This window comes from Dryocola baronae, from assembly GCF_051297175.1.
Lineage (GTDB): Bacteria > Pseudomonadota > Gammaproteobacteria > Enterobacterales > Enterobacteriaceae > Dryocola.
The window spans coordinates 4,857,424-4,880,303 of the sequence record NZ_JBINNY010000001.1; the positions used below are offsets into that span (position 1 = coordinate 4,857,424).

General features: G+C 60.0%; 20 protein-coding genes. 13 read left to right on the top strand and 7 right to left on the bottom strand.

The window, feature by feature from the left end:
- The first annotated feature begins 38 nt into the window (after window positions 1-38).
- Both tag and ACSPHG_RS22940 read left to right on the top strand, forming a co-directional pair.
- Entirely contained in the window at window positions 39-602 is a 564-nt protein-coding gene (tag, locus tag ACSPHG_RS22935; RefSeq protein ID WP_435955771.1) for a DNA-3-methyladenine glycosylase I, read from the top strand.
- The gene (locus ACSPHG_RS22940) at window positions 599-1,039 is read left to right on the top strand and encodes an N-acetyltransferase (RefSeq protein ID WP_435955772.1); all 441 of its coding nucleotides are present in this window, start codon (window positions 599-601) and stop codon (window positions 1,037-1,039) included. The genes tag and ACSPHG_RS22940 overlap by 4 nt, the downstream gene beginning before the upstream one ends.
- On the opposite strand, the gene ACSPHG_RS22945 is transcribed toward ACSPHG_RS22940, so the two are convergent.
- A complete protein-coding gene (locus tag ACSPHG_RS22945; RefSeq protein WP_435955773.1) occupies window positions 1,008-3,338 on the bottom strand; it encodes a molybdopterin guanine dinucleotide-containing S/N-oxide reductase in 2,331 nt (776 codons plus the stop codon). The two genes, ACSPHG_RS22940 and ACSPHG_RS22945, sit on opposite strands and share 32 nt — an antisense overlap.
- Window positions 3,339-3,493: 155 nt before the next feature.
- On the opposite strand from ACSPHG_RS22945, the gene ACSPHG_RS22950 reads away from it, so the two are divergent.
- The 6 genes from ACSPHG_RS22950 to ghrB all read left to right on the top strand — a co-directional run bounded on the left by ACSPHG_RS22950 (window position 3,494) and on the right by ghrB (window position 9,626).
- Complete coding sequence (locus ACSPHG_RS22950; RefSeq protein WP_435955774.1) at window positions 3,494-4,153, top strand: OmpA family lipoprotein; 660 nt, start codon at window positions 3,494-3,496, stop codon at window positions 4,151-4,153.
- Window positions 4,154-4,289: 136 nt separating this feature from the next.
- Window positions 4,290-5,309 (top strand): LacI family DNA-binding transcriptional regulator, encoded by a 1,020-nt coding sequence (locus tag ACSPHG_RS22955; protein ID WP_435955775.1) that lies wholly within the window; start codon window positions 4,290-4,292, stop codon window positions 5,307-5,309.
- Window positions 5,310-5,422: 113 nt separating this feature from the next.
- Window positions 5,423-6,172 carry a sugar phosphate isomerase/epimerase family protein gene (locus tag ACSPHG_RS22960; RefSeq protein WP_435955776.1) on the top strand — a complete coding sequence of 250 codons (750 nt, stop codon included), beginning with the start codon at window positions 5,423-5,425 and terminating at the stop codon, window positions 6,170-6,172.
- A 3-nt stretch (window positions 6,173-6,175) separates the two neighbouring features.
- The gene (locus tag ACSPHG_RS22965; protein WP_435955777.1) at window positions 6,176-7,114 is read left to right on the top strand and encodes a sugar kinase; all 939 of its coding nucleotides are present in this window, start codon (window positions 6,176-6,178) and stop codon (window positions 7,112-7,114) included.
- Between the two features lie 69 nt (window positions 7,115-7,183).
- Complete coding sequence (locus tag ACSPHG_RS22970; RefSeq protein WP_435955778.1) at window positions 7,184-8,467, top strand: MFS transporter; 1,284 nt, start codon at window positions 7,184-7,186, stop codon at window positions 8,465-8,467.
- 184 nt (window positions 8,468-8,651) lie between these two features.
- Window positions 8,652-9,626: a glyoxylate/hydroxypyruvate reductase GhrB gene (gene ghrB / locus ACSPHG_RS22975; protein ID WP_435955779.1), complete on the top strand. Its 975-nt coding sequence runs from the start codon at window positions 8,652-8,654 to the stop codon at window positions 9,624-9,626.
- Between the two features lie 149 nt (window positions 9,627-9,775).
- Here the strand turns inward: ghrB and ACSPHG_RS22980 are convergent, their stop codons facing one another.
- From ACSPHG_RS22980 to ACSPHG_RS23000, 5 genes are all read right to left on the bottom strand, one after another.
- The gene (locus ACSPHG_RS22980) at window positions 9,776-10,138 is read right to left on the bottom strand and encodes a YibL family ribosome-associated protein (RefSeq protein WP_435955780.1); all 363 of its coding nucleotides are present in this window, start codon (window positions 10,136-10,138) and stop codon (window positions 9,776-9,778) included.
- 82 nt (window positions 10,139-10,220) lie between these two features.
- Complete coding sequence (gene mtlR / locus ACSPHG_RS22985; RefSeq protein WP_435956081.1) at window positions 10,221-10,760, bottom strand: mannitol operon repressor MtlR; 540 nt, start codon at window positions 10,758-10,760, stop codon at window positions 10,221-10,223.
- 46 nt (window positions 10,761-10,806) lie between these two features.
- Entirely contained in the window at window positions 10,807-11,955 is a 1,149-nt protein-coding gene (gene mtlD, locus ACSPHG_RS22990) for a mannitol-1-phosphate 5-dehydrogenase (protein ID WP_435955781.1), read from the bottom strand.
- Window positions 11,956-12,134: 179 nt separating this feature from the next.
- Window positions 12,135-14,054 (bottom strand): PTS mannitol transporter subunit IICBA, encoded by a 1,920-nt coding sequence (locus tag ACSPHG_RS22995; RefSeq protein ID WP_435955782.1) that lies wholly within the window; start codon window positions 14,052-14,054, stop codon window positions 12,135-12,137.
- Window positions 14,055-14,552: 498 nt separating this feature from the next.
- Entirely contained in the window at window positions 14,553-15,143 is a 591-nt protein-coding gene (locus ACSPHG_RS23000) for an NAD(P)H oxidoreductase (RefSeq protein WP_435955783.1), read from the bottom strand.
- Between the two features lie 101 nt (window positions 15,144-15,244).
- On the opposite strand from ACSPHG_RS23000, the gene ACSPHG_RS23005 reads away from it, so the two are divergent.
- The 4 genes from ACSPHG_RS23005 to selB all read left to right on the top strand — a co-directional run bounded on the left by ACSPHG_RS23005 (window position 15,245) and on the right by selB (window position 20,077).
- The gene (locus ACSPHG_RS23005) at window positions 15,245-16,141 is read left to right on the top strand and encodes a LysR family transcriptional regulator (protein ID WP_435955784.1); all 897 of its coding nucleotides are present in this window, start codon (window positions 15,245-15,247) and stop codon (window positions 16,139-16,141) included.
- Between the two features lie 39 nt (window positions 16,142-16,180).
- Complete coding sequence (locus ACSPHG_RS23010; RefSeq protein WP_435955785.1) at window positions 16,181-16,789, top strand: glutathione S-transferase; 609 nt, start codon at window positions 16,181-16,183, stop codon at window positions 16,787-16,789.
- A gap of 70 nt (window positions 16,790-16,859) precedes the next feature.
- Entirely contained in the window at window positions 16,860-18,251 is a 1,392-nt protein-coding gene (gene selA / locus ACSPHG_RS23015) for an L-seryl-tRNA(Sec) selenium transferase (RefSeq protein ID WP_435955786.1), read from the top strand.
- On the top strand, window positions 18,248-20,077 hold the full coding sequence (gene selB, locus ACSPHG_RS23020; RefSeq protein ID WP_435955787.1) for a selenocysteine-specific translation elongation factor: 1,830 nt from the start codon (window positions 18,248-18,250) through the stop codon (window positions 20,075-20,077). The genes selA and selB overlap by 4 nt, the downstream gene beginning before the upstream one ends.
- Before the next feature lie 101 nt (window positions 20,078-20,178).
- Here selB and ACSPHG_RS23025 read toward each other — a convergent pair whose 3' ends face one another.
- Window positions 20,179-21,048 carry an ROK family protein gene (locus ACSPHG_RS23025; protein ID WP_435955788.1) on the bottom strand — a complete coding sequence of 290 codons (870 nt, stop codon included), beginning with the start codon at window positions 21,046-21,048 and terminating at the stop codon, window positions 20,179-20,181.
- 188 nt (window positions 21,049-21,236) lie between these two features.
- Here ACSPHG_RS23025 and exaC point away from each other — a divergent pair, with 188 nt between their 5' ends.
- Window positions 21,237-22,775 carry an acetaldehyde dehydrogenase ExaC gene (gene exaC, locus ACSPHG_RS23030; RefSeq protein ID WP_435955789.1) on the top strand — a complete coding sequence of 513 codons (1,539 nt, stop codon included), beginning with the start codon at window positions 21,237-21,239 and terminating at the stop codon, window positions 22,773-22,775.
- Window positions 22,776-22,880: the final 105 nt, after the last annotated feature.

Genomic DNA, 22,880 nt, shown 5'->3' on the forward strand with positions numbered 1-22,880 from the left:
CAAGCTGGCTCACAACTATTTATCAGAGGGAACAGACTATGCAGCGATGCGGATGGGTTACACAGGACCCGCTTTACCTTGAATACCACGATAAGGAATGGGGCGTGCCGGTCACGGACGGGCAAAAACTGTTCGAGATGATCTGCCTGGAAGGCCAGCAGGCGGGGCTGTCGTGGATAACCGTACTGAAGAAGCGCGAAAACTATCGCCGCTGCTTTAAAAACTTCGATCCGCAGGCCGTGGCGCTTTTCCGCCAGGAAGATATCGACGAGCTGGTGCTGGATGCGGGAATTATCCGCCATCGCGGCAAAATCGAGGCGATCGTCAACAACGCCAAAGCGTACCTGGCGATGGAAGCGAACGGCGAGAAATTCCCCGAATTCGTCTGGTCGTTTGTGGATAACAAGCCGCAGGTAACCAACGCCGCTACGATGGCGGAAATCGCCACCACCACCCCCGATTCCGACGCGCTCTCAAAGGCGTTAAAAAAGCGCGGCTTTAAGTTTGTTGGCTCAACCATCTGCTACTCGTTTATGCAGGCGTGCGGGCTGGTGAACGATCACGTCACCGCGTGTTTCTGCCACCCAGACAACCACAAATGATTCGCCCGCTGCTCGCCGGTGAAATGGACGTGCTGATCGCGCTGTGGCTTGCCAGCACTATCCACGCGCACCCGTTTATCGCTGAAACCTACTGGCGGGAAAGCGAGTCGATCGTGCGCAACGTTTATATCCCGCAGTCGCAGACCTGGGTTTACGAAGAGCAGGGGCGCGTCGTCGGGTTTATCAGCATTCTGGACGAACGTTTTGTCGGCGCGCTGTTTGTTGACGAGCGTTACAGCGGCCAAGGCGTCGGCGGCGCGCTTATCGGCCATGTCAAAGCGCGCTTCCCGGAGCTGAGTCTTGAGGTATATCAGAAGAACCAGCGGGCGGTGCATTTCTACCATAAACAGGGCTTTCGCATTGAAGAAAGCGCCTGGCAGGAGGAAACGCGCCACCCGACGTGGATTATGGGCTGGCGGGTGGATCGAATGCCGTAACGGTCGGCACCGGGCCGGTGTATTTTTCGGCCCATACTAAAGACGAGTTTGCCGCACAGCCGTTAGCCAGCCGCGACGTGGGAATATCCAGCGTCAGCACGTTTACCGCGCCGTTTTTACACAGCTTATCGCCGTCCAGATCGGGCCAGGCGCCTTCATGGATGCAGACCACGCCGGGCTTGATGCCGTCGGTGATCAGCGCCCCGACCAGCACCTGGCCGCGGTGGTTCCAGACGCGCACCAGGTCGCCGTCGCTGATCCCGCGGGATTTTGCGTCCTGCGGGTGCAGCGTCAGCGGTTCGCGCCCGGCGATAGCATATTTATCCCGCAGCGCCGCATAGTTGAGCTGGCTGTGCAGACGGTGCGCCGGGTGCGCGGAAAGCAGCTGAAGCTGGTCTTTTTCGGCGTTGCCCTGCCATTCGTCCGGCTCAAGCCAGGTTGGGTGCGGCGGGCAATCGCCGTAGCCGAAAGCGGCGATGCGCTCGGAATAAATTTCGATTTTCCCGCTCGGGGTTTTTAACGGATTAGCTTGCGGATCGGCGCGGAAATCGCTGAAGCGAACAAAATCGTTATTCTTCTCGCTTTCCGGCATTTCTATCAGCCGGTTAGCTTCCCAAAATTCGCTAAAGTTCGGCAGCGTAACCTGCTGCGCCGCGCCCCGGCTTTGCGCCATCTCATAGAAGCTTTCCAGCCACTGCATCTCGCTTTTCTCTTCGGTAAAGCGCGCGCCGCCGCCCTGCTCCCACAGCTCGCTGAGCGCGGCAAAAACGTCAAAATCGTTGCGCGCTTCGCCCTGCGACGCGACAACCTGCTTCATCGGCACCAGATGCTGGTTGCTGTAGTCGCCGGTCATCGTCATGTCGTTGCGCTCAAACGAGGTGGTAATCGGCAGCACGATATCCGCGTGCTTTGCCGCCGCCGTCCAGAAGCATTCGGAAATCACCACCAGCTCCGGCTTTTGCCAGGCCTTAATCAGGCGGTTGGTGTCCTGATGATGGGTAAAGTTACCGCCGCCCGCCCACCACAGCATGCGGATGTCCGGGAAGGTTTTTTCCATGCCGTTGTGCTGATAGCGCGCGCCGGGGTTTTCCAGCGCCTCAACGATGCGCGCGACGGGAATTTTTTCCACCGCGTCCGTGCCGCCCGCGACCATACCCTGGAGGGAACCGGGCACCGCCGCACGCCTCGTCGGGTTGCCGCCGTTGGCAAAGTGGTAGGAAAGCCCGAAGCCCGCGCCGGGCGTGCCAATCTGCCCGAGCATGGCCGCCAGCGTCACCAGCATCCAGTGCTTCTGCTCGCCGTACTGCTGGCGCTGCATTCCCCAGCCCGACATCAGCATGGTGCGGTTGCTGCTAAACAGCTGCGCCAGATATTCGATGGTCTGTACCGGCACGCCGCAGATTTTCGCCGCCCAGTCGGCGTTCTTCGGCTGGCCGTCGGTTTCGCCCATCAGGTAGGCGCAGAATTTATCGAAGCCGTAGGTGCAGCGCTGCAGGAAGTCCGCGTCGTGCCAGCCGTGCCTGACCAGCGTGTGGGCGATGCCGAGCATCAGCGCCACGTCGGTGCCCATATTCGGGGCGATCCACTGGACGCGTTCGCCAAAGAAATCCACCGTTTCCGATCTCATCGGATCGATGGCGATCACCGTTTTGCCGCTGTTTTTCAGCTGCTCGAAATACTTCACGCCCTGCTCGTCGCTGGCGTTCCAGGCAATTTTCAGCGTGTTCAGCGGGTTAGCGCTCCACAGCACCACCACATCGCTGTGTTCCAACACCAGCGGCCAGCTGGTTTGCTGCTGGTAAACCTCATTGGAGCCGACGACATACGGCATGATCACCTGCGCCGCGCCGGTGGAATAATCCCCCAGGTGGCCGGTGTAGCCGCCCGCGAGGCTCATATAACGCTGTAGCAACGTCGCGGCTTTGTGCAGGATCCCGTTCGAACGCCAGCCGTAAGAACCGGCAAAGATAGAGGCCGGACCATAACTTGAGCGAATACGTTGATGCTGCTGATGAATCAGTTTTAAGGCCTCGTCCCAGCTAATGCGCACGTACTCATCCTCGCCGCGCACGCCCTGAGGCGCATCCGGCGACGCCAGAAAACCCTTACGCGCCATCGGAAACTGCACGCGTGCCTTGCTGTGTACCTGATCGGGAACGGCCTGCTGAAGGGAGTTTTCATGAGCGGTTTCCAGCGCGCCTTTCGAACCAAGCACGCGTTCGCCGTCGGTTTCGACCAGCATTGGGCCCCAGTGGGCGGCGGTTAAAACCTGTTTAATTGTCGAGGATGTCTTAGCCAATTCGGGCTCCGGTGTTTGCAGGTGGCGGCCTGTGGCCGCTCAATATTGTTTACAAATTTCAGACGACTCTGGGGAAATTTCTACACATTCACACGGCATAATCAACCGCCGCTTAGACAGCGCGTCACAGCTCTATAATTCACAAAGGAAATGAGATGAAAAATCGCGTCATGATTGCCGCCCTGGTTTGCGGCACGTTAGCAGTTTCTGGCTGTACGACCAACCCCTACACGGGCGAAAGAGAAGCGGGTAAATCCGGAATCGGTGCCGGGCTTGGCTCGCTGGTCGGCGCGGGCGTTGGCGTATTGTCATCCTCTAAAAAAGATCGCGGCAAGGGCGCGCTGATTGGCGCGGCGGCCGGTGCGGCGCTCGGCGGCGGCGTCGGCTATTACATGGACGCGCAGGAAGCCAAACTGCGCGACAAAATGCAGGGAACGGGCGTGAGCGTGACGCGAAACGGCGACAATATCGTGCTGAATATGCCAAACAACGTCACCTTCGACAGCAGCAGCGCAACGCTTAAGCCTGCGGGCGCGAACACCCTGACCGGCGTGGCGATGGTGCTGAAAGAGTATCCAAAAACCGCCGTTAACATTGTGGGCTACACCGACAGCACCGGCAGCCAGGAGCTGAACATGAAGCTCTCCCAGCAGCGTGCCGACGGCGTGGGCAGCGCGCTGATTACCCAGGGCGTGGACGCCAGCCGCGTGCGCACCACCGGCGCAGGCCCGGCGAACCCAATCGCCAGCAACAGCACCGCCGAAGGCAAGGCGCAAAACCGTCGCGTAGAGATTACGCTAAGCCCGCTTTCCTAAAAATCGGCGGATGGCGTTTCACTTATCCGCCCTACGCGTTCCCATAACGTAGGGTGGATAAGCGCAAGCGCCATCCACCAACAGCCGCCAAATTTTATGTTACTCTCCAGAAAGTTACCCCCTCCTGGAGACGGACATGAACGGCAAGGCTGCGCGCCCCACGATAAGCGACGTCGCGAAAGCGGCAAAAACCGGTAAAACCAGCGTTTCCCGCTATCTGAACGGCGAGCAGAGCGTGCTGTCCGACGACCTGCGCACCCGCATCGAAACCGCCATCGCCGACCTCGACTATCGCCCAAACCAGATGGCGCGCGGGCTGAAGCGTGGCCGCACCCGCCTGATTGGCCTGATCATCGCCGACATAACCAACCCCTACTCCGTTGACGTGCTGAGCGGCATCGAGGCCGCCTGCCGTGAAAAGGGCTTTACGCCGTTGGTCTGTAACACCAATAACGAGTTAGACCAGGAGCTGCACTACCTCGATCTGCTGCGCAGCTACCAGGTGGAGGGCATCGTGGTAAACGCCGTCGGCATGCGCGAAGAGGGCTTAAACCGGCTTCAGCAGTCGGCGCTGCCGATGGTGCTAATCGACCGCAAAATCCCGGATTTTGCCTGCGACGTCGTAGGGCTGGATAACATTCAGGCGGCGACAACCGCCACCGAACACCTTGTCGAACAAGGCTTTGAAGCGATTCTGTTTTTAAGCGAGCCGCTCGGCATGGTCAACACCCGCCGCGAGCGTCTGCGCGCCTTTCGCAGCACCCTCGATCGCTACCCCGGCATCGTGGCGGAAAACGCCGAAATCCCGCTGCACGAGGCCGACGCGTTGGACAACACGCTGCGCCAGTTCCACACGCAGCACCGCGGCATGCGCAAAGCGGTGATCTCCGCCAACGGCGCGCTCACTTTGCAGGTTGCCCGCTCCCTGCGCCGCATCGGCCTGCACTGGGGCAGCGATATCGGCCTGCTCGGCTTCGACGAACTCGAATGGGCGGAGCTTGCGGGCGTAGGCATCACCACCCTCAAACAGCCGACGTGGCAGATTGGCTACGCCGCGCTTGAGCAGGTCGTCCGGCGCATTGACGGGGCCGCAGACGGCGTGCGCGAACAGGTCTTTTCCGGCGAGCTCATCATCCGCGGCTCCACCGCCCGCTAAATATTTTCTTCGTGATAGCGATCATAAATTCAGCACGGCTGGCTTCTCTTTGGAACCGGTTCCATCTAGCGTAATAGTTATGTTATGTAGCTGTTACCGTGATGGAGCTTTCCATGTCGCGCAAAATCTTTGTCGTTACCGCCGCCTACGGGCATGACCGCATCGCCGCGCTTGGCGGGCAGCAGGCGCTGCTGCCGATTATCGCCGGGGCCGGGGCAGACGGCGTAGAAATCCGCCGCGAGCTGTTGAGCAATAGCCAGCTGGATGCCCTGCCGGAGCTGGCGCAGCAGATTGCAAACCACGGGCTTGAGGCCTGCTATTCCGCGCCGGAGCCGCTGTTCGCCGAAGACGGCAGGCTCAACCCGTTAATCCCCTCTTTGCTACGTGAAGCAGACCTGCTCAACGCGGGCTGGCTGAAGCTTTCGCTCGGCGAGTTTCGCGGCAGCCAGCAGTTTTCGCTCCTGCAGCAGTGGCTTGCGCAAAGCGACGTCACGCTGGTGGTCGAAAACGATCAGACCGCCTGCGGGAAGCTCGCCCCGATGCAGCGCTTCCAGGCCGCGAGCGGCGCGCTAAATCTGCCCGTGAAGCTAACCTTTGATATGGCCAACTGGCTTTGGGTGGACGACTCGCCCGAAGCGGCGGCCCGCGCGCTGGCCGCAAGCGTCGGCTATGTCCACGTCAAAGCCGCCACGCCGCACCATTATCACTACCGCGCAATCGCGCTGGATGACGCCGAACCGCGCTGGATGGCGCTGTTAAAACTGCTGCCTGGCGACGCGCCGCGCGGCATCGAGTTCCCGCTCGAGGGCCGCGACCTGACGGCCGTCACCCGCCATTACGTTAACCTGTTACGCGAGGAGTAAGGAATGCACAACCCGCTTGATGTCATCACCATCGGCGAAGCGATGGCGATGTTTGTGGCAACCGAAACCGGCGATCTGGCGGCGGCGGAGAAATTCGTTAAGCGCGTCGCGGGCGCGGAGCTGAACGTGGCGACGGGCCTCGCGCGCCTTGGCCTGAAGGTGGGCTGGGTGAGCCGCGTGGGCAACGATTCCTTCGGCCGCTACGTGCTGCAACAGCTCGCCAAAGAGCAGATCGACAGCCGGGGCGTCACGACCGACGAGCGTTTTGCGACCGGCTTTCAGCTCAAATCTAAAGTCGAAGATGGAACCGATCCCATCGTGGAATATTTCCGCAAAGGCTCGGCGGCCAGCCACCTTTCAGTAGAGGATTTCAACGAGGATTACTTCTCTAGCGCACGCCACCTGCACCTGAGCGGCGTGGCGGCAGCGCTGTCGGCGACCTCGCTTGAGCTGCTTAACCACACCGCTAAGGCCATGAAGGCGAAGGGGAAAACCATTTCGTTCGACCCGAACCTGCGCCCGGTGCTGTGGAAAAGCGAGGCCGAAATGGTCAAGCAGCTCAACCAGCTGGCTTTCCAGGCCGACTGGGTGCTGCCGGGCGTCAAAGAAGGGGTGATTCTCACCGGGCAGAAAACCCCGGAGGCGATTGCCGATTTCTATCTCGAGCGCGGCGTGAAAACCGTGGTGTTGAAAACCGGCGCGGACGGCGCGTGGTTTAAAACGTCGGGCGGAGAAAAAGGCGCGGTCCCCGCCGTCAGGGTGGACAACGTGGTTGATACCGTTGGAGCCGGTGACGGCTTTGCGGTCGGGGTGATTAGCGCCCTGCTGGAAGGGAAATCCTTGCAACACGCGGTGAGCCGGGGGAACAAAATCGGCTCGCTGGCGATACAGGTCATCGGCGATAGCGAAGGGTTGCCAACCCGAAGCGCGCTGGGCGAATAAACGAAAACGGCATCGGCTGTACCCTACATGCGGCACGGTGCGACTCTCCTCAACACAGAGGCCAGCCTTATGAAAACCAGTACAATTGCGCCAAAACGTTGGTGGTATATCATGCCGATCGTGTTTATCACGTACAGCCTGGCCTACCTCGACCGTGCCAACTTTAGCTTTGCCTCCGCCGCCGGGATTAACGAAGACCTCGGCATCACCAAAGGCATTTCGTCCCTGCTGGGGGCGCTGTTCTTCCTCGGCTACTTCTTCTTCCAGATCCCCGGCGCGATGTACGCCGAGCGCCGCAGCGTGCGCAAACTTATCTTCGTCTGCCTGATTTTGTGGGGCGGCTGCGCGTCGCTGACCGGCATCGTCAGCAACATCCCCGCGCTTGCGGCGATTCGCTTCGTGCTGGGTGTGGTGGAAGCGGCGGTCATGCCCGCGATGCTGATTTACATCAGCAACTGGTTTACCAAGTCCGAGCGCTCGCGCGCCAACACCTTCCTGATCCTCGGCAACCCGGTCACCGTGCTGTGGATGTCGGTGGTGTCCGGCTACCTGATTCAGGCATTCGGCTGGCGTGAAATGTTTATCTTCGAGGGCATTCCGGCGGTGATCTGGGCGTTTGCCTGGTGGGTGCTGGTGAAGGACAAACCTGCGCAGGTGGGCTGGCTGTCCGCAGCCGAGAAGGCCGCGCTGCAGGCGCAGCTCGAGAAAGAGCAGGAAGGCATCAAGGCGGTGCGCAACTACGGCGAGGCGTTCCGCTCCCGCAACGTGGTGCTGCTGTGCATGCAATATTTCTGCTGGAGCATCGGCGTGTACGGCTTCGTGCTGTGGCTGCCGTCGATTATTCGCGGCGCGGGCACCGCGGGCATGGGCATGGTTGAAGTGGGCTGGCTGTCGTCGGTGCCCTATCTGGCCGCGACTATCGCGATGATCGCCGTGTCCTGGGCCTCGGACAAAATGCAGAACCGCAAGCTATTCGTCTGGCCGCTGCTGCTGATCGGCGCGCTGGCGTTCCTCGGCTCCTGGCTGGTGGGCGCGAACCACTTCTGGGTTTCCTACACCCTGCTGGTGATTGCCGGTGCCGCGATGTACGCGCCGTACGGGCCGTTCTTCGCCATTATCCCGGAAATGCTGCCCAGAAACGTCGCCGGTGGCGCGATGGCGCTGATTAACAGCATGGGCGCGCTCGGCTCGTTTGTCGGCTCGTGGTTTGTCGGCTACCTCAACGGCGCCACCGGCAGCCCGTCCGCGTCCTACATTTTTATGGGGCTGGCGCTGCTCGCCTCGGTGTGGCTAACTCTGATAGTGAAACCGACGGCGAACCAGCAGCTGCCGGTGGGTGCTCGCCATGCCTGAACTCAAACCAGGCGTCGTTATACCCTAAATAATTCGAGTTGTGGGTAGGCGGCAAGGGAGCTTATCCCCAGGAGCTTACTTTAGTAAGTGACTGGGGTGAGCGAGTGCAGCCAACACCCCCACAGCTTGAAGTATGACGGGTATATGCGCCCGGTCAGTCTTTAAATTTATTACGGAGAACACTATGAAGCCGTCCGTCATCCTCTACAAAAAGCTACCTGACGACCTGCTCGCCCGCCTCGAAAGCCACTTCAGCGTCACGCAGCTCGGCGATTTAAGCCCGGAAACCGTAAAACAGAACGCGGACGTTTTTGCCAAAGCGGAAGGGATTCTTGGCTCCAGCGAGAAGGTGGATAAAGCGTTTTTGGAACACACGCCAAAGCTGCGCGCGGCGTCGACCGTTTCCGTTGGCTATGACAATTTTGACGTTGATGCCCTGACCGAGCGCCATATCGCGCTGATGCACACCCCAACGGTGCTGACCGAAACCGTCGCGGACACCATGATGACGCTGGTGCTGGCAACGGCGCGCCGCGCGGTAGAAGTGGCGGAAAGAGTGAAAGCGGGCGAATGGCAGGGCAGCATCGGCGCGGACTGGTTCGGCATCGACGTGCACCACAAAACCCTCGGGATTCTTGGCATGGGCCGCATCGGCCTGGCGCTGGCCCAGCGCGCGCACTTCGGTTTTAGCATGCCGATTCTTTACAACGCCCGCCGCCATCACAAAGAGGCGGAAGAGCGCTTCGACGCCCGCTACTGCGACCTGGACACCTTGCTGGCAGAATCCGATTTCGTCTGCATATCCCTGCCGCTGACGGAAGAAACTCACCATCTGATTGGCGCAGAGCAGCTGGCGAAAATGAAATCGTCGGCGATTCTGATCAACGCGGGACGCGGCCCGGTCGTGGACGAAAAAGCCCTGATTCAGGCGCTAAAAGACGGGAAAATCCACGCCGCGGGTCTCGACGTTTTCGAGCAGGAGCCGCTGCCGGTGGACTCCCCGCTGCTAAAAATGCCAAACGTCGTCGCCCTGCCGCACATCGGCTCCGCCACGCACGAAACGCGTTACAACATGGCGGCCTGCGCGGTGGATAACCTGATTGCCGCACTCGCCGGTGAGGTGAAAGAGAACTGCGTGAATCCGCAGGTGTTGAAGTAGCTTATTGCGGCGGATGGCGCTTTCGCTTATCCGCCCTACGATTCGCAAGTAGGCCGGGTAAGGCGCACGTAGTCATCCAACACAATCACATCCATCGTGTAGGTCAGGTAAGGCGCACGCCGCCACCCGACAACATCACAGCGCGGAAATTAAAACTCGGTGCGGGAAAAACCTGTCATCTCTTCGAGGTCCATTTCGCGGCCTAGCGCCGTCATTGGATGCACCACGACCAGGCCGCGCACGGCTTTCTTTAGCTTGCCGAGGTCGGCCTGCTCTTTCTTGGTGATTGGGCGTTTGTACGGCATCGCCATCAGCTTTTGCGCTTCTTTGCTCAGCTTCTGGTTGCGTACCGCCTGCAGGCGCACGATTTCAATTTCCAGCTTCGCTTTTTCTTTTTCCAGCTCGGCGTATTTTTCCGCTTCGTTGATCAGGTGCAGCTCGGGCATTTCGTGACGGATAGCGTCCAGGCGGTCGCTAAGGCGTTTAATTTCTGCTTTTTCGATTTCTTTCATTTTTGATTAACCGTGAATAAAGTGCTTTGCGGCAAGGATACACCATTCGCGCTAAGAGGGCGAAAAGCGACTGTGCGGGAGATTACTTCTGGAAGGCTTTTTTTAAGCTGATCCGTGAGATCAGCTCGGTGAGGGAAAGTACCATCGTGGAACGAACGATTTGCTGGTAACGCTGCCGCTGCATGGCTTCCAGCTCCGGGTCGCCGCCGTGGGCAATGGTGGGCGCAGGGGGAAAAGCCGCCACGCAGTGCAGTTCACCAAACGGGCCGAGGATTTCGTCGTCGGTGAAATTGTACTCGTTACCGTCGTGGTTTAGCTCTTCGCGCAGCGCCATCAGCAGCTCGCAGTCTTCATACTCGGCGCGATTCATCACCCCAAGCCCGTAGATCAGCTTCATGCGCACGGAGAGATCGCCCAGCGGGCCATCGCCGTCCAGCAGCGGCTCAACGGCGTATTTCACCGCGTAATCATCCTTGCGAAATACCTGTAGCACCAGAATATTGATGGCTTCGGTGAGAAGCTCAACGGCGGCAATCAGCAGACTTCGCACGGTTTTGCCGGCATTCAGACGCTCAAGCACTCGGTTTTCAAAGGCCTGTGTTTCTTCCATCTTTGCCTGCATCACTGAATTTTAGTGTGGGGCGCGGGTAAGCCGCGCCCATTCTCCATTACGCTGTCGCGTTGTAGGCCTCTACCGCCTGAGCGACGACGTCGCTGTTGGCATCAAGTCCAGATACCTGAGCAAGCGCGGCCTGCGGGCCAAGGTCTGCCAGCAGCGCAACCAGCTCCTGCGCCTGCGGGTCCTGCTCGCTGCGATAGTGCATGGCGGCGGCAATCCCTTTGACCAGGTTCGCGTGCGGCAGGCCGTACTCGAGGGTGCCCAGCAGCGGCTTGATCAGACGGTCGCCCGCGCTTAGCTTACGCAGCGGCTGACGGCCCACGCGCTCCACGTCATCTTTCAGATACGGGTTTTCAAAACGGCCAAGGATTTTCTGGATATAGGCCGCGTGTTTGTCGGCATCAAAGCCGTAGCGCTTAATCAGCACCGCGCCGCTCTCGTCCATCGCCCCTTTCACCACGGCGCGGATTTTCTCATCCAGAATCGCATCGCGAATGGTCTGATGGCCGGCCTGCTGGCCGAGGTACGCGGTTATAGCATGCCCGGTGTTAAGCGTGAAGAGCTTGCGTTCCACAAACGCCATAAGGTTATCAGTAAGTTCCATGCCAGGAATGTTCGGCAGCTCACCTTTAAACTGGGTTTTATCAACAATCCACTCGCTGAAGGTTTCAACGGTGACTTCCAGCGGGTCGTTGGTGGCGGATTCTGACGGCGGCACGATGCGGTCAACGGCGGAATCCACGAAGCCGACGTGCTGCTCAACCCACGCCCGATCGTCAGCGGAGAGCGCTTTCATCACGTGAGCCTTAAGCTGGGAGGTGCCGCGCACCATGTTTTCACAGGCGATGATATTGAGCGGATTTTCGTTGCCGTTCGCGCGGCGCAGCACCAGGCCTTTCGCCACGGAAGGGGCGATACGCTCCAGCACAACCGGGCCGACGGCGGTAGTCACCAGTTCCACGTCGGCAATCAGGTCAATCACCTCGTCGCCGATGCTGCTGACGGCATTCACGTTGGAGACGGTATCAACCTGCTCCTGCTCGCCAACCACATGCACCTGATAGCTGTGGCGCGCGTTCAGCGCGTCCAGCACGACCTGGTTTACGTCGGCGAACGTCAGCCCAATGCCCGCATCTGCCAGCAGTTTGCCGATAAAGCCACGTCCGATATTACCTGCGCCAAAATGTAATGCTTTCATGTCGTTAACCTTCTTAAATTTGAATCACCCGAAGGGGCTGGGGTGAGGAGGTTCGTGGTATTAACCACCCTCACCCTAGCCCTCTCCCTGAGGGAGAGGGATAAGTTGGTGGATGGCGCTTCGCTTATCCACCCTACGTAGGGCGGGTAAGCGGGAGCGCCACCCGCCGATTTGAGGTATTACTTCTTACCCGCCAGCAGGTCGAGCACTTCCTGTACGCTTGTGGTATTCGCCAGGCGTTCAATCACCGAGTCGTCGTCCAGCGCGTTGGTCAAGCTGGTGATAACCTGGATGTGTTCGTTATTGCGAGCGGCGATACCGATAACCAAGCGAGCCACGTCTTCCGGCTCTTCGCCGAAGTGAACGCCCGCAGGGTACTGGCAGAACACGATACCGGTTTTCAGCACGCGGTCTTTCGCTTCAACGGTGCCGTGTGGAACCGCAATGCCTTCGCCCAGGTAGGTCGGGGTCAGTTTTTCACGTTCGAACATCGCATCCACGTATTCCGGCTGCACGTAGCCGCCGTTCACCAGCTGCTCGCCGGCAAAGCGAATCGCCTCTTCTTTGGTATTGGCTTTCAGGCCGAGGAAAATATTGCCCGCGCCGAGGCGGAACAGCCCTTCTTCGCTTGGCACAAAGCTGTCTTCCAGGCTGCTCATCACCTTCACTTCTTTCTCGCTCAGGTTTTGGGAAGCGACTAGACGCTCGGTCAGGTTGCTGTACAGGCTGCTGTCGAGGAAGTTAGTCAGGGAGATATGCTGCGCCTGTGGCACCTGGCGCATGGCGCGCTCGGTCAGGTCGCGGTGCGTAATCACCAGGTCAACGTCTTCCGGCAGGCTGTTGATAGCGCAGTTGGTGACGGAGATGTTTTTCAGGCCCGCGTCGCTCACTTTCTTACGCAGCACGCCAGCACCCATCGCGCTTGAACCCATACCGGCGTCGCAGGCAACGATAATTTTACGCACGTGGCTCAGGTCGTTAGACAGACCCGCGCCCACCGCCAGCGGAGCCGCGCCGCCTTTAGATTCCGCTTTCATCTCCTGCATACGGCGAGCCGCTGCTTCGATGTCGTCTTCTTCTTTCACTTTGCTGGTTTTCAGCAGAATCGCAGAAACCACGAAGGAAACGAGGGTTGCCGCAACGATTGCCGCGATGTTCGCGAAGTATGCGCCTTTTGGCGTCATCGCCAGAACGGCCAGGATTGAACCAGGGGAAGCCGGGGAAACCAGGCCACCGTTCAGGATGGTCAGGGTGAACACGCCGGTCATACCGCCGAGGATAACGGCCAGGATCAGACGTGGGTTCATCAGCACGTACGGGAAGTAAATTTCGTGGATACCGCCCAGGAAGTGGATGATTGCCGCGCCGCCCGCAGACTGCTTGGCGTTACCGCGACCGAAGAACATGTACGCCAGCAGCACGCCCATACCCGGGCCTGGGTTGGCTTCAATCAGGAAGAAGATTGATTTGCCCAGCTCGTGGGACTGCTGAATACCCAGCGGCGAGAAGATACCGTGGTTGATGGCGTTGTTAAGGAACAGGATTTTCGCCGGTTCAACGAAGATAGACGCCAGCGGCAGCATGTCATGGACAACCATGAAGTTAACGCCCGCCGCCAGCACTTTGGAGAGCACTTCAACAGCCGGGCCGATACCCATGAACGCCAGAATCGCGAGGATCATACCGATGATGCCCGCGGAGAAGTTATTCACCAGCATTTCAAAGCCGGATTTGATTTTGCCGTCTACCCAGGCGTCGAAATGTTTAATCGCCCAGCCGCCCAGCGGGCCAGCAATCATCGCGCCGAGGAACATCGGCATATCAGCACCGACGATAACGCCCATCGTGGTGATAGCACCGACCACGCCACCGCGATCGCCACCGATTAAGCGACCACCGGTATAACCGATGAGCAGCGGCAGCAGATAGGTGATCATCGGGCCTACCAGCTTCGCCAGCGTCTCGTTTGGCAACCATCCGGTCGGAATAAATAACGCTGTGATAATACCCCAGGCAATAAATGCGCCGATGTTTGGCATGACCATATTGCTGAGGAAACGACCAAAGCTTTGCACCTTGATCTTGATATCGGATGACATACGCACACCCCTTGTTGTGTTTACGCGCTGGAAAGCAGCCCGAGGTTTATTGTTAACGTGGCGACAGGGACTTGCCTGCCAGATGCTCTAAGTGAGGCGAATCTGGCACGTGAGCGGGAAACTGTCCAGTGAGGGGATTTTTATGTGATTCAGATCACCTGAAATCACGTCAAAGGGGGATGCCGCAGGTGATCCGCGTCACAAAACTTCTGTGTAAAAATAATACAGCGATGATTTTTCAGCCGCCAAACGCCGCTATTTGTGACACTAATCACATTTTTAAGGCGGGGCTTTGTTATTTATTTGTGATCTCACTCACAAAGTATTTTCAGCCGTTTTTGGCCAGTGTGATCCAGAACACTCTGTATTATTCCGATTATTTCCGGATGTAAGTTTATTACAGCGAGCCGGGCGGCGGGCTTGACCCAATCTGTTCCCCGGCTATCGGAATGGTAGGGTGGATAAGCGTCAGCGCCATCCACCAGCTGTACGGTCAGGTCACTCGCCGGTCACCGCAGCCCGCGCCTGGGCAAACAGCTTCTGATAATGCTGCTGGCTATCGGTAATGTCCTCCTCCACCCCAATCGTGTTGAAGAGGTAGGTGATTTTGGTCTCGGCAATGCCCAAATAGCCCCCGGCGCTGGTGAGATAGTCGGACATATTCTTTTCCCAACCATACTTCACGTAGCCTTCCTCTGAACCGCCCACCAGCGCGACCCAGTGGACTCGTCTGGCCGGAAAGCCCTTGCCGCCGTAGGCCAGGCCGTGATTCCACACGCGATCAAGATAGCCTTTCAGCATCGCCGGGAAGCTGTACCACCACACCGGGAACACCAGCACCACGGTATCGTTCTGCGCCATCTCGTTGAACAGACGGTGGACTTCCGGCGAGTGCTGCTTGTCCGGGTTGCTCCAGTCAGGCTCGTCCTCCACGCCGAGCGCCGGATTAAAGCCGATGCGGTAAAGGTCGAGGGTGGAAACCTTCGTTCCCTGCTCCTGCGCTTCGCCCTGGATTTCCTTGACCACCTGCGCGGTCAATGAATCAACGCGTGGATGCGCCCATACGATATACATATTCTCTGATTTCATGGAGTTATCTCAATCTAAGTAGAAGTAGCATTCACTTTACGGCCGCGAGATAGTTCTGTAAAACGTATGTATTGAGATGGGTTAATGAAGGATTTTCACTAATGCGGCTGAACTTTTCCGACTTCGCGACGTTCATTGCGGTGGCGCGCCACAAAAGCTTTCGCGCGGCGGGCGACGAACTTGGCCTCTCCCCTTCGGCCATCAGTCACGGCATCAAACAGCTTGAGCAGCGGCTGAAGGTTCGCCTGTTTAACCGCACTACCCGCAGCGTGTCGCTCACCGAGGCGGGGCAAAACCTGTTCGAACGCCTGCGCCCGGCCTTCGACGAAATCAACACCATGCTTGATGAGGTGAACTGCTTTCGCGAAACGCCGATGGGCACGCTGAAAATCAACTCATCCAGGCTCGCCTCGCGCATGGTATTAATGCCGCTGGTTGCCGGATTCACCCGTGAATACCCGGACATCAGGGTGGAAGTCACCACCGACGACAGGCTGGTGGACATCGTGCAGCAGCAGTACGACGCGGGAATTCGCCTGAGCACCACGGTTGAAAAAGATATGATCGCCGTGCCGATTGGCCCGCAGATGAAGCTCGCCGTCGTCGCCACGCCGGAATACTTCGCCCGCCACCCCGCGCCCGCGCACCCGCGTGAGGTGATCAATCACCAGAGCGTGGTTTACCGCTTCCACAGCGGCCGCCGCTACCACTGGGAGTTTGAAGGCCCGGACGGCAAGTTCGAAGTCCTGCCCTCTGGAAACATCCTGGTCGACGACATGGATTCGGAAATGGAAGCGGTGCTGGCCGGCGCGGGGCTGGGCTATCTTTACCACCAGCAGGTCGCCGAGCATCTGGCGAGCGGCAGGCTGGTGGCGGTATTAAACGACTGGCTGCCGGTGCGCCCCAGCCTCCAGCTTTACTACCCTAACCGCCAATACATGACCTGCGGGCTGCGCGCGTTTCTCGACTACATCAAATCGCCGTCGGCGGTAATCTGAACCATACTTAGCTTTTGTTGGCTTAAAACGGACGATGTAATGAAACTTATCGGCAATTACACCAGCCCCTACGTGCGCAAAATTTCGGTCATCCTGCTGGAAAAAGGCATCACCTTCGAGTTTGTGAACGACAATCCGTGGGTCGCCGAAAGCAAGACGCCGCACTACAACCCGCTGGGCAAAGTCCCGGCGCTGGTCACGGCGGATGGCGAGTACTGGTTTGATTCTCCGGTGATTGCGGAATACCTCGAGCTGCTCGACATCGCGCCCGCGCTCATCCCGCGCGAGCCGAAGGACGCGCTGAAAATGCGCCAGGTGGAAGCGCTTGCCGACGGCATCATGGACGCGTCGCTGGCGTCGGTGCGCGAACAGCAGCGCCCGCCAGCCCAGCAGTCCGAAACGGAACTCCTGCGCAGCCGGGAGAAAATCAGCCGCGGGCTGGACATGCTTGAAAAGCTCGCCGCCGATAAAACGCTGGTTGCCGAACCGCTGTCGGTCGCCAGCATCGCCGCCGCCTGCGCCGTGGGCTACATCAACTTCCGCCGCGTCTCGCCCGGCTGGTGCGTTGACCGCCCGCATCTCATCAAGCTGGTCGAAACGCTTTTCCAACGTGAGAGCTTCGCCCGCACCGAACCGCCAACAGCATGATCTCCCTTCATGACAGGGGGTTTACTCCCCCTGTAAACTAACGCCACATTTCCCAACCCGACGGCTTGCCATGACCTCCGATCGTACCTTGTATAGCCAACTTCCGGCGACAGACCGCCTGCTGCGCGACGCCTCCTTCGGCCCCCTGCTGAACGTTTTCGGCCATACCCGCGTGGTCAGCACCCTGCGCGAAATGCTCGACGCCGCGCGTGAACATATCCGCACCCAGGACAGGCTGCCGCCGTGGAACGATGATTGGGCAAGCCAGGCGACGCAAAGACTTGAGGCCAGCCAACGCAGCGCGCTGTTGCCCGTTTTTAACCTGACCGGCACGGTGCTGCACACCAACCTTGGCCGCGCGCTACAGGCCGAAGCCGCCGTTGAGGCGGTGTCGCAGGTGATGCGCTCCCCGATAACCCTGGAATACGATCTCGACGGCGCCGCGCGCGGCCACCGCGACCGGGCGCTGGCAGATTTGCTGTGCGAGCTAACCGGCGCGGAAGACGCCTGCATCGTCAATAACAACGCCGCTGCGGTGCTGCTTATGCTTGCCGCGTGTGCGGACGGCGGCGAAGTCGTGGTGTCCCGTGGCGAACTGGTGGAAATCGGCGGCGCGTTCCGCATTCCGGACGTCATGCGCCAGGCGGGCTGCCGGCTCGTCGAGGTCGGCACCACCAACCGCACGCACCTGAAGGACTATCGCCAGGCCGCCGCCGCGGGCAACACCGCCCTGCTGATGAAGGTGCACACCAGCAACTATCAGATTGAAGGCTTCACCAAAGCGGTCAGCGAGGCCGAGCTTGCGGCGCTGGGCCGCGAGCTGGACATTCCGGTGGTGAGCGATTTGGGCAGCGGCTCGCTGGTCGATCTCAGCCAGTGGGATTTGCCGCCGGAGCCGATGCCGAAGCAGCTAATAGCCGCAGGCGTCAGCCTGGTAAGCTTCTCCGGGGATAAGCTGCTCGGCGGGCCGCAGGCGGGGATTATCGTCGGCAAAAAAGAGCTGATCGCCCGCATTCAGAGCCACCCGCTCAAGCGTGCCCTGCGCGCCGATAAAATGACGCTCGCGGCGCTGGAAGCCACGCTGCGCCTGTACCAGCACCCGGAAACGCTCGTTGAGCGGCTGCCGACGCTGCGCCTGCTCACCCGCAGCGCGGCGTCGATCGGCGAACAGGCGCAACGTCTGCTGCCCGCGCTGCAAACGCATTTTGGCGAACGGTTTGCCGTGCGGGTCGAACCCTGCCTGTCACAGATTGGCAGCGGCTCGCTGCCGGTCGACAGGCTGCCGAGCGCGGCCATCACCCTCACGCCAAAAGACGGGCGCGGCACCACGCTTGCAGAGCTAACGCAGCGGCTGCGCAACCTGCCAAAACCGACGATCGGCCGCATCAGCGACGGTCGCCTGTGGCTGGATTTACGCTGCCTGGAAGATGAAACGGGCTTTATGGAGATGCTAAGCCAATGATTATCGCCACCGCCGGGCACGTCGACCACGGCAAAACCACCCTGCTGCAGGCCTTAACGGGCGTTAACGCCGACCGCCTGCCGGAAGAGAAAAAGCGCGGCATGACCATCGACCTCGGCTACGCCTACTGGCCGCAGCCGGACGGACGCATCATCGGTTTTATCGACGTGCCGGGACACGAAAAATTCCTCGCCAACATGCTGGCGGGCGTCGGCGGCATCGACCGCGCGCTGCTGGTCGTCGCCTGCGATGACGGCGTGATGGCGCAAACCCGCGAGCACCTCGCCATTTTGCAGCTGACCGGCCAACCGGCGATTACCGTGGCGCTGACCAAGGCGGATCGGGTGAGCGAGGAGCGCATAAGCGAAGTCCGCAGCCAGATAAACGCCCTGCTGGGCAACGTGCCGGTGTTTATCACCGCCGCGACGGACGGGCTGGGCATCGACGAGCTGCGCCAGCATATTCAGGCGCTGCCGGAACGCCCGCACCCGCGCCAGCACCGTTTTCGCCTGGCGATTGACCGTGCCTTCACCGTGAAGGGCGCGGGGCTGGTGGTGACCGGCACGTCGCTTGGCGGCGAGGTAAACGTTGGCGATACCCTGTGGCTGACGGGCGCGGATAAACCCATGCGCGTGCGCGGCCTGCACGCGCAAAACCAGCAGACCGAGAGCGCCTATGCCGGGCAGCGCATCGCCCTAAACATCAGCGGTGACGCCCAAAAAGTGGACATCAGCCGCGGCGACTGGCTGCTGGCCGAAAAGCCGTTGCAGGCGGTCGAGCGCGTTATCGTCCAGCTTGAGGCCCACACGGCGCTCAGCCAGTGGCAGCCGCTGCACGTTCACCACGCCGCGAGCCACGTCACCGGGCGCATCTCGCTGCTGGAAGGCGACCTTGCAGAGCTGGTGCTGGACGTGCCGCTGTGGCTGGCGGACAACGACCGGCTGGTGCTGCGCGATATCGCCGCCCGCACCACGCTTGGCGGCGCGCGGGCGCTACGGCTCCATGCGCCACGGCGCGGCAAACGCCAGCCCGCCTTTCTGGAATGGCTGCACCGCCTTAAACACGCCGAAGGCGATCGGCAGGCGCTGGACGTGCTGCTACAGCGCGGGGCCGTTTCCCTGAGCGCCTTCGCCTGGGCGCGGCAGCTCACGCCCGCGGGCCTGCAGGCGTTGCTCAGCCAGCCGGGGTACATTCAGGCGGGCGACAGCCTGCTCAGCGACGAGGTCGCCGCCCGCTGGCAGCAAAAGCTGCTCGACGTGCTCGATCGCTACCACCAGCAGCACGACGATCAGCCGGGGCCGGGGCGCGAACGCCTGCGCCGCATGGCTCTGCCGGCGGAGGACGAACCGCTGGTGCTCGCGCTGATTGAGAAAATGCGCCGCGAGGGCACGATAGTCAGCCGCCAGGGCTGGCTGCACCTGCCGGACCACAACCCCGGCTTTTCAGCCGAGCAGCAGGCGATATGGGAAAAAATCGACGCCCTGTTCGGCGACGACCCGTGGTGGGTGCGCGACCTGGCCGCAGAAATCAGTGAGGATGAACAAAGGGTGCGCCAGCTGCTGCGCTTTGCCGCCCAGCTCGGCCTGGTGACGGCGATCTTAAAAGATCGTTATTACCGCAACGATCGGATTCAGGCGTTTGCCGATTTGATCCGCGAATTGGATCAAACCCAGGGCGCGACCAGCGCGGCGGATTTCCGCGACAGGCTGGGCATCGGCCGCAAGCTGGCGGTGCAAATCCTCGAATATTTCGACCGTATAGGGTTCACCCGCCGCCGTGGCAACGACCATTTATTGCGGGATAAGGCGTTGTTTCAGAGGGAATAGTTTTTCGACCGCGGTGGGTGGCGCTGCGCTTACCCACCCTACAGCCCCAATCCCGTAGGTCGGATAAGCGTCAGCGCCATCCGACTTTTGCACAACACCAATCACTTCTGCTTCGCCAACCAAACCGCGCCTAACATCCCGGCCTTGTTGCCGAGCTTGCACGGCCGAATCGGCACCTTCAGCACGTCCCAGAACTTGAAGCCCTCAAGATGGCGTTCCAGCATCGGATAAAGCATCGGCTGGGTGCTAACGCCGCCGCCGAGCAAAATCGCCTGCGGGTCGAACAGCGACACCACGCTGTAAATGCCGCGCGCCAGGTATTTCACCCAGTTATCAATCACACCCTGAATGTGTAAATCCGTCTCAGCGCGCGCAAAAATATCCTGGCCGTGAATTTTTTCGTCCGCCGGGATATTCATCTCGCGGCGGCAGGCGTCCATCAGCCCTTTGGCCGAGGCGAGCTGGTGCATGTCTTCACCGTACTGGCCGACGGGCAGCACGCCGAACTCCCCGGCGCGGAAGTGCGAGCCGCGCATTAATTCGCGATTAACGATAATGCCGCCGCCGATGCCGGTGCCGATGGTCACGCACACCAGCGAATCGTATTCGTTGCCCGCGCCGAGCCACATCTCACCGAGCGCCGCGCAGTTGGCGTCATTTTCCACGGTGATGGGTAAATCGGTCAGCTCGCCAAACACTTCCAGCAGGTTGCAGCCGTCGAGAAAGGTCAGCGCGCCAGCCTTGGGGACGCTGCCGGTGTGCGGGTTAATGTAGCCAGGAAAACTAATGGCGATACCGGCGATTTCGTTGTGCTGCCGGTAGCCCGCCACCACGCTTTGCCAGGCGTCAAGAAACAGCTGGCGGTCGTAGTGGGTATCGTATTCTTCAGCGATCAGCACCTCCCCCTCTTCTGTGAATAAACCATGTTTTACATGGGTACCGCCTACATCAAAACCAATAAACAGGCGCATGAGCAATCCTTTTGGCGAAACGGGAAAAAGGTAATCCTAAAGTATGTATCAAATCACTCAGGCTGCTGGTCGATTACTCTGAATCGACAAAATTTAATCCGTGAGCCGTGTCGTAAAGCCTTCAAACGCTGGCGAAGAAACCAGCACTGGCGACTAACCTTGAAGGGCAACCACGACAGGAGAACACCATGACAAATAATCCTCCCGATACCCGAATCATTCCCGGCGAGTATGGTTTTCCGCTAAAGCTCAAACCCCGTTACGACAACTACATCGGCGGCCAGTGGGTGCCGCCGGTAGACGGCAAATACTACGAAAACCTCACCCCGGTCACCGGCCAGCCGCTGTGTGAAATCGCCAGCTCCGGCAAGGGCGATATCGATCTGGCGCTGGACGCCGCGCACGAAGCCAAAGCGGCCTGGGGCGGCATGTCCGTGCAGGAGCGCGCCAATATTCTGCTCAAAATTGCCGACCGCATGGAGCAGAATATCGACCTGCTCGCCGCCGCCGAAACCTGGGACAACGGTAAGCCCATCCGCGAAACCAGCGGTGCCGACGTGCCGCTAGCCGTCGACCACTTCCGCTATTTTGCCTCCTGTATCCGCGCACAGGAGGGCGGGATCAGCGAAGTTGACGGCGAAACCGTGGCCTATCACTTCCACGAGCCGCTCGGCGTGGTCGCGCAGATCATCCCGTGGAACTTCCCGCTGCTGATGGCGAGCTGGAAGATGGCCCCTGCGCTGGCCGCGGGCAACTGCATCGTGCTGAAACCGGCGCGCCTGACGCCGCTGTCCGTGCTGCTATTGATGGAGCTGGTGGGCGATTTGCTGCCGCCGGGCGTCATCAACGTGGTCAACGGCGCGGGCGGCGAAATCGGCGAATATCTCGCCACCTCAAAACGCATCGCCAAAGTCGCCTTTACCGGCTCGACCGAGGTCGGCCAGCAGATCATGCAGTACGCCACGCAGAACATCATCCCGGTGACGCTCGAGCTGGGCGGCAAATCGCCGAACATCTTCTTTGCCGACGTGATGGACGAAGAGGACGCCTTCTTCGACAAGGCGCTGGAGGGCTTTGCGCTGTTCGCCTTCAACCAGGGCGAAGTCTGCACCTGCCCGAGCCGCGCGCTGGTGCAGGAATCCATTTACGAACGCTTTATGGAACGCGCCATCCGCCGCGTGGAATCCATCCGCAGTGGCAACCCGCTGGACGCCAGCACGCAAATGGGCGCGCAGGTTTCCCAGGGCCAAATGGAAACCATCCTTAACTACATCGATATCGGCAAAAAAGAGGGCGCGGACGTGCTAACCGGCGGACGCCGCAAAGCGCTGGAAGGTGGCCTGAAAGACGGCTATTACCTGGAGCCAACCATTCTGTTTGGCAAAAACAACATGCGCGTTTTCCAGGAAGAAATCTTCGGCCCGGTGCTGGCGGTCACCACGTTCAAAACCATGGAGGAGGCGCTGGAGCTGGCGAACGACACCGAATACGGCCTCGGCGCGGGCGTCTGGAGCCGCAACGGCAACATCGCCTACAAAATGGGCCGCGGCATCCAGGCGGGCCGAGTGTGGACCAACTGCTACCACGCCTACCCGGCCCACGCGGCGTTTGGCGGCTACAAACAGTCCGGCATCGGGCGAGAAACCCACAAGATGATGCTGGAGCACTATCAGCAGACCAAGTGCCTGCTGGTGAGCTATTCCGATAAACCGTTGGGGCTGTTTTAAGGGTTAGCCGGTGAGTATGTCGAGTGACGGCTTAGGCCTTACCCGAGCCGGCGATGAACTATGCCGGGTGGCGCTAAGCTTACCCGGCCTACCGACGCCGATCTA

Bases quoted from the DNA above. Each gene is read 5' to 3' on its own strand.
- selB (WP_435955787.1), top strand. From the start codon at position 18,248: ATGATTATCGCCACCGCCGGGCACGTCGACCACGGCAAAACCACCCTG.
- ACSPHG_RS22980 (WP_435955780.1), bottom strand. From the start codon at position 10,138: ATGAAAGAAATCGAAAAAGCAGAAATTAAACGCCTTAGCGACCGCCTG.
- ACSPHG_RS22965 (WP_435955777.1), top strand. From the start codon at position 6,176: ATGCACAACCCGCTTGATGTCATCACCATCGGCGAAGCGATGGCGATG.
- ACSPHG_RS23025 (WP_435955788.1), bottom strand. From the start codon at position 21,048: ATGCGCCTGTTTATTGGTTTTGATGTAGGCGGTACCCATGTAAAACAT.
- tag (WP_435955771.1), top strand. From the start codon at position 39: ATGCAGCGATGCGGATGGGTTACACAGGACCCGCTTTACCTTGAATAC.
- ACSPHG_RS22950 (WP_435955774.1), top strand. From the start codon at position 3,494: ATGAAAAATCGCGTCATGATTGCCGCCCTGGTTTGCGGCACGTTAGCA.
- selA (WP_435955786.1), top strand. From the start codon at position 16,860: ATGACCTCCGATCGTACCTTGTATAGCCAACTTCCGGCGACAGACCGC.
- ACSPHG_RS22960 (WP_435955776.1), top strand. From the start codon at position 5,423: ATGTCGCGCAAAATCTTTGTCGTTACCGCCGCCTACGGGCATGACCGC.
- ACSPHG_RS23005 (WP_435955784.1), top strand. From the start codon at position 15,245: ATGCGGCTGAACTTTTCCGACTTCGCGACGTTCATTGCGGTGGCGCGC.
- ACSPHG_RS22995 (WP_435955782.1), bottom strand. From the start codon at position 14,054: ATGTCATCCGATATCAAGATCAAGGTGCAAAGCTTTGGTCGTTTCCTC.
- mtlR (WP_435956081.1), bottom strand. From the start codon at position 10,760: ATGCAGGCAAAGATGGAAGAAACACAGGCCTTTGAAAACCGAGTGCTT.
- exaC (WP_435955789.1), top strand. From the start codon at position 21,237: ATGACAAATAATCCTCCCGATACCCGAATCATTCCCGGCGAGTATGGT.
- ghrB (WP_435955779.1), top strand. From the start codon at position 8,652: ATGAAGCCGTCCGTCATCCTCTACAAAAAGCTACCTGACGACCTGCTC.
- ACSPHG_RS22940 (WP_435955772.1), top strand. From the start codon at position 599: ATGATTCGCCCGCTGCTCGCCGGTGAAATGGACGTGCTGATCGCGCTG.
- ACSPHG_RS22970 (WP_435955778.1), top strand. From the start codon at position 7,184: ATGAAAACCAGTACAATTGCGCCAAAACGTTGGTGGTATATCATGCCG.
- mtlD (WP_435955781.1), bottom strand. From the start codon at position 11,955: ATGAAAGCATTACATTTTGGCGCAGGTAATATCGGACGTGGCTTTATC.
- ACSPHG_RS23000 (WP_435955783.1), bottom strand. From the start codon at position 15,143: ATGAAATCAGAGAATATGTATATCGTATGGGCGCATCCACGCGTTGAT.
- ACSPHG_RS23010 (WP_435955785.1), top strand. From the start codon at position 16,181: ATGAAACTTATCGGCAATTACACCAGCCCCTACGTGCGCAAAATTTCG.
- ACSPHG_RS22955 (WP_435955775.1), top strand. From the start codon at position 4,290: ATGAACGGCAAGGCTGCGCGCCCCACGATAAGCGACGTCGCGAAAGCG.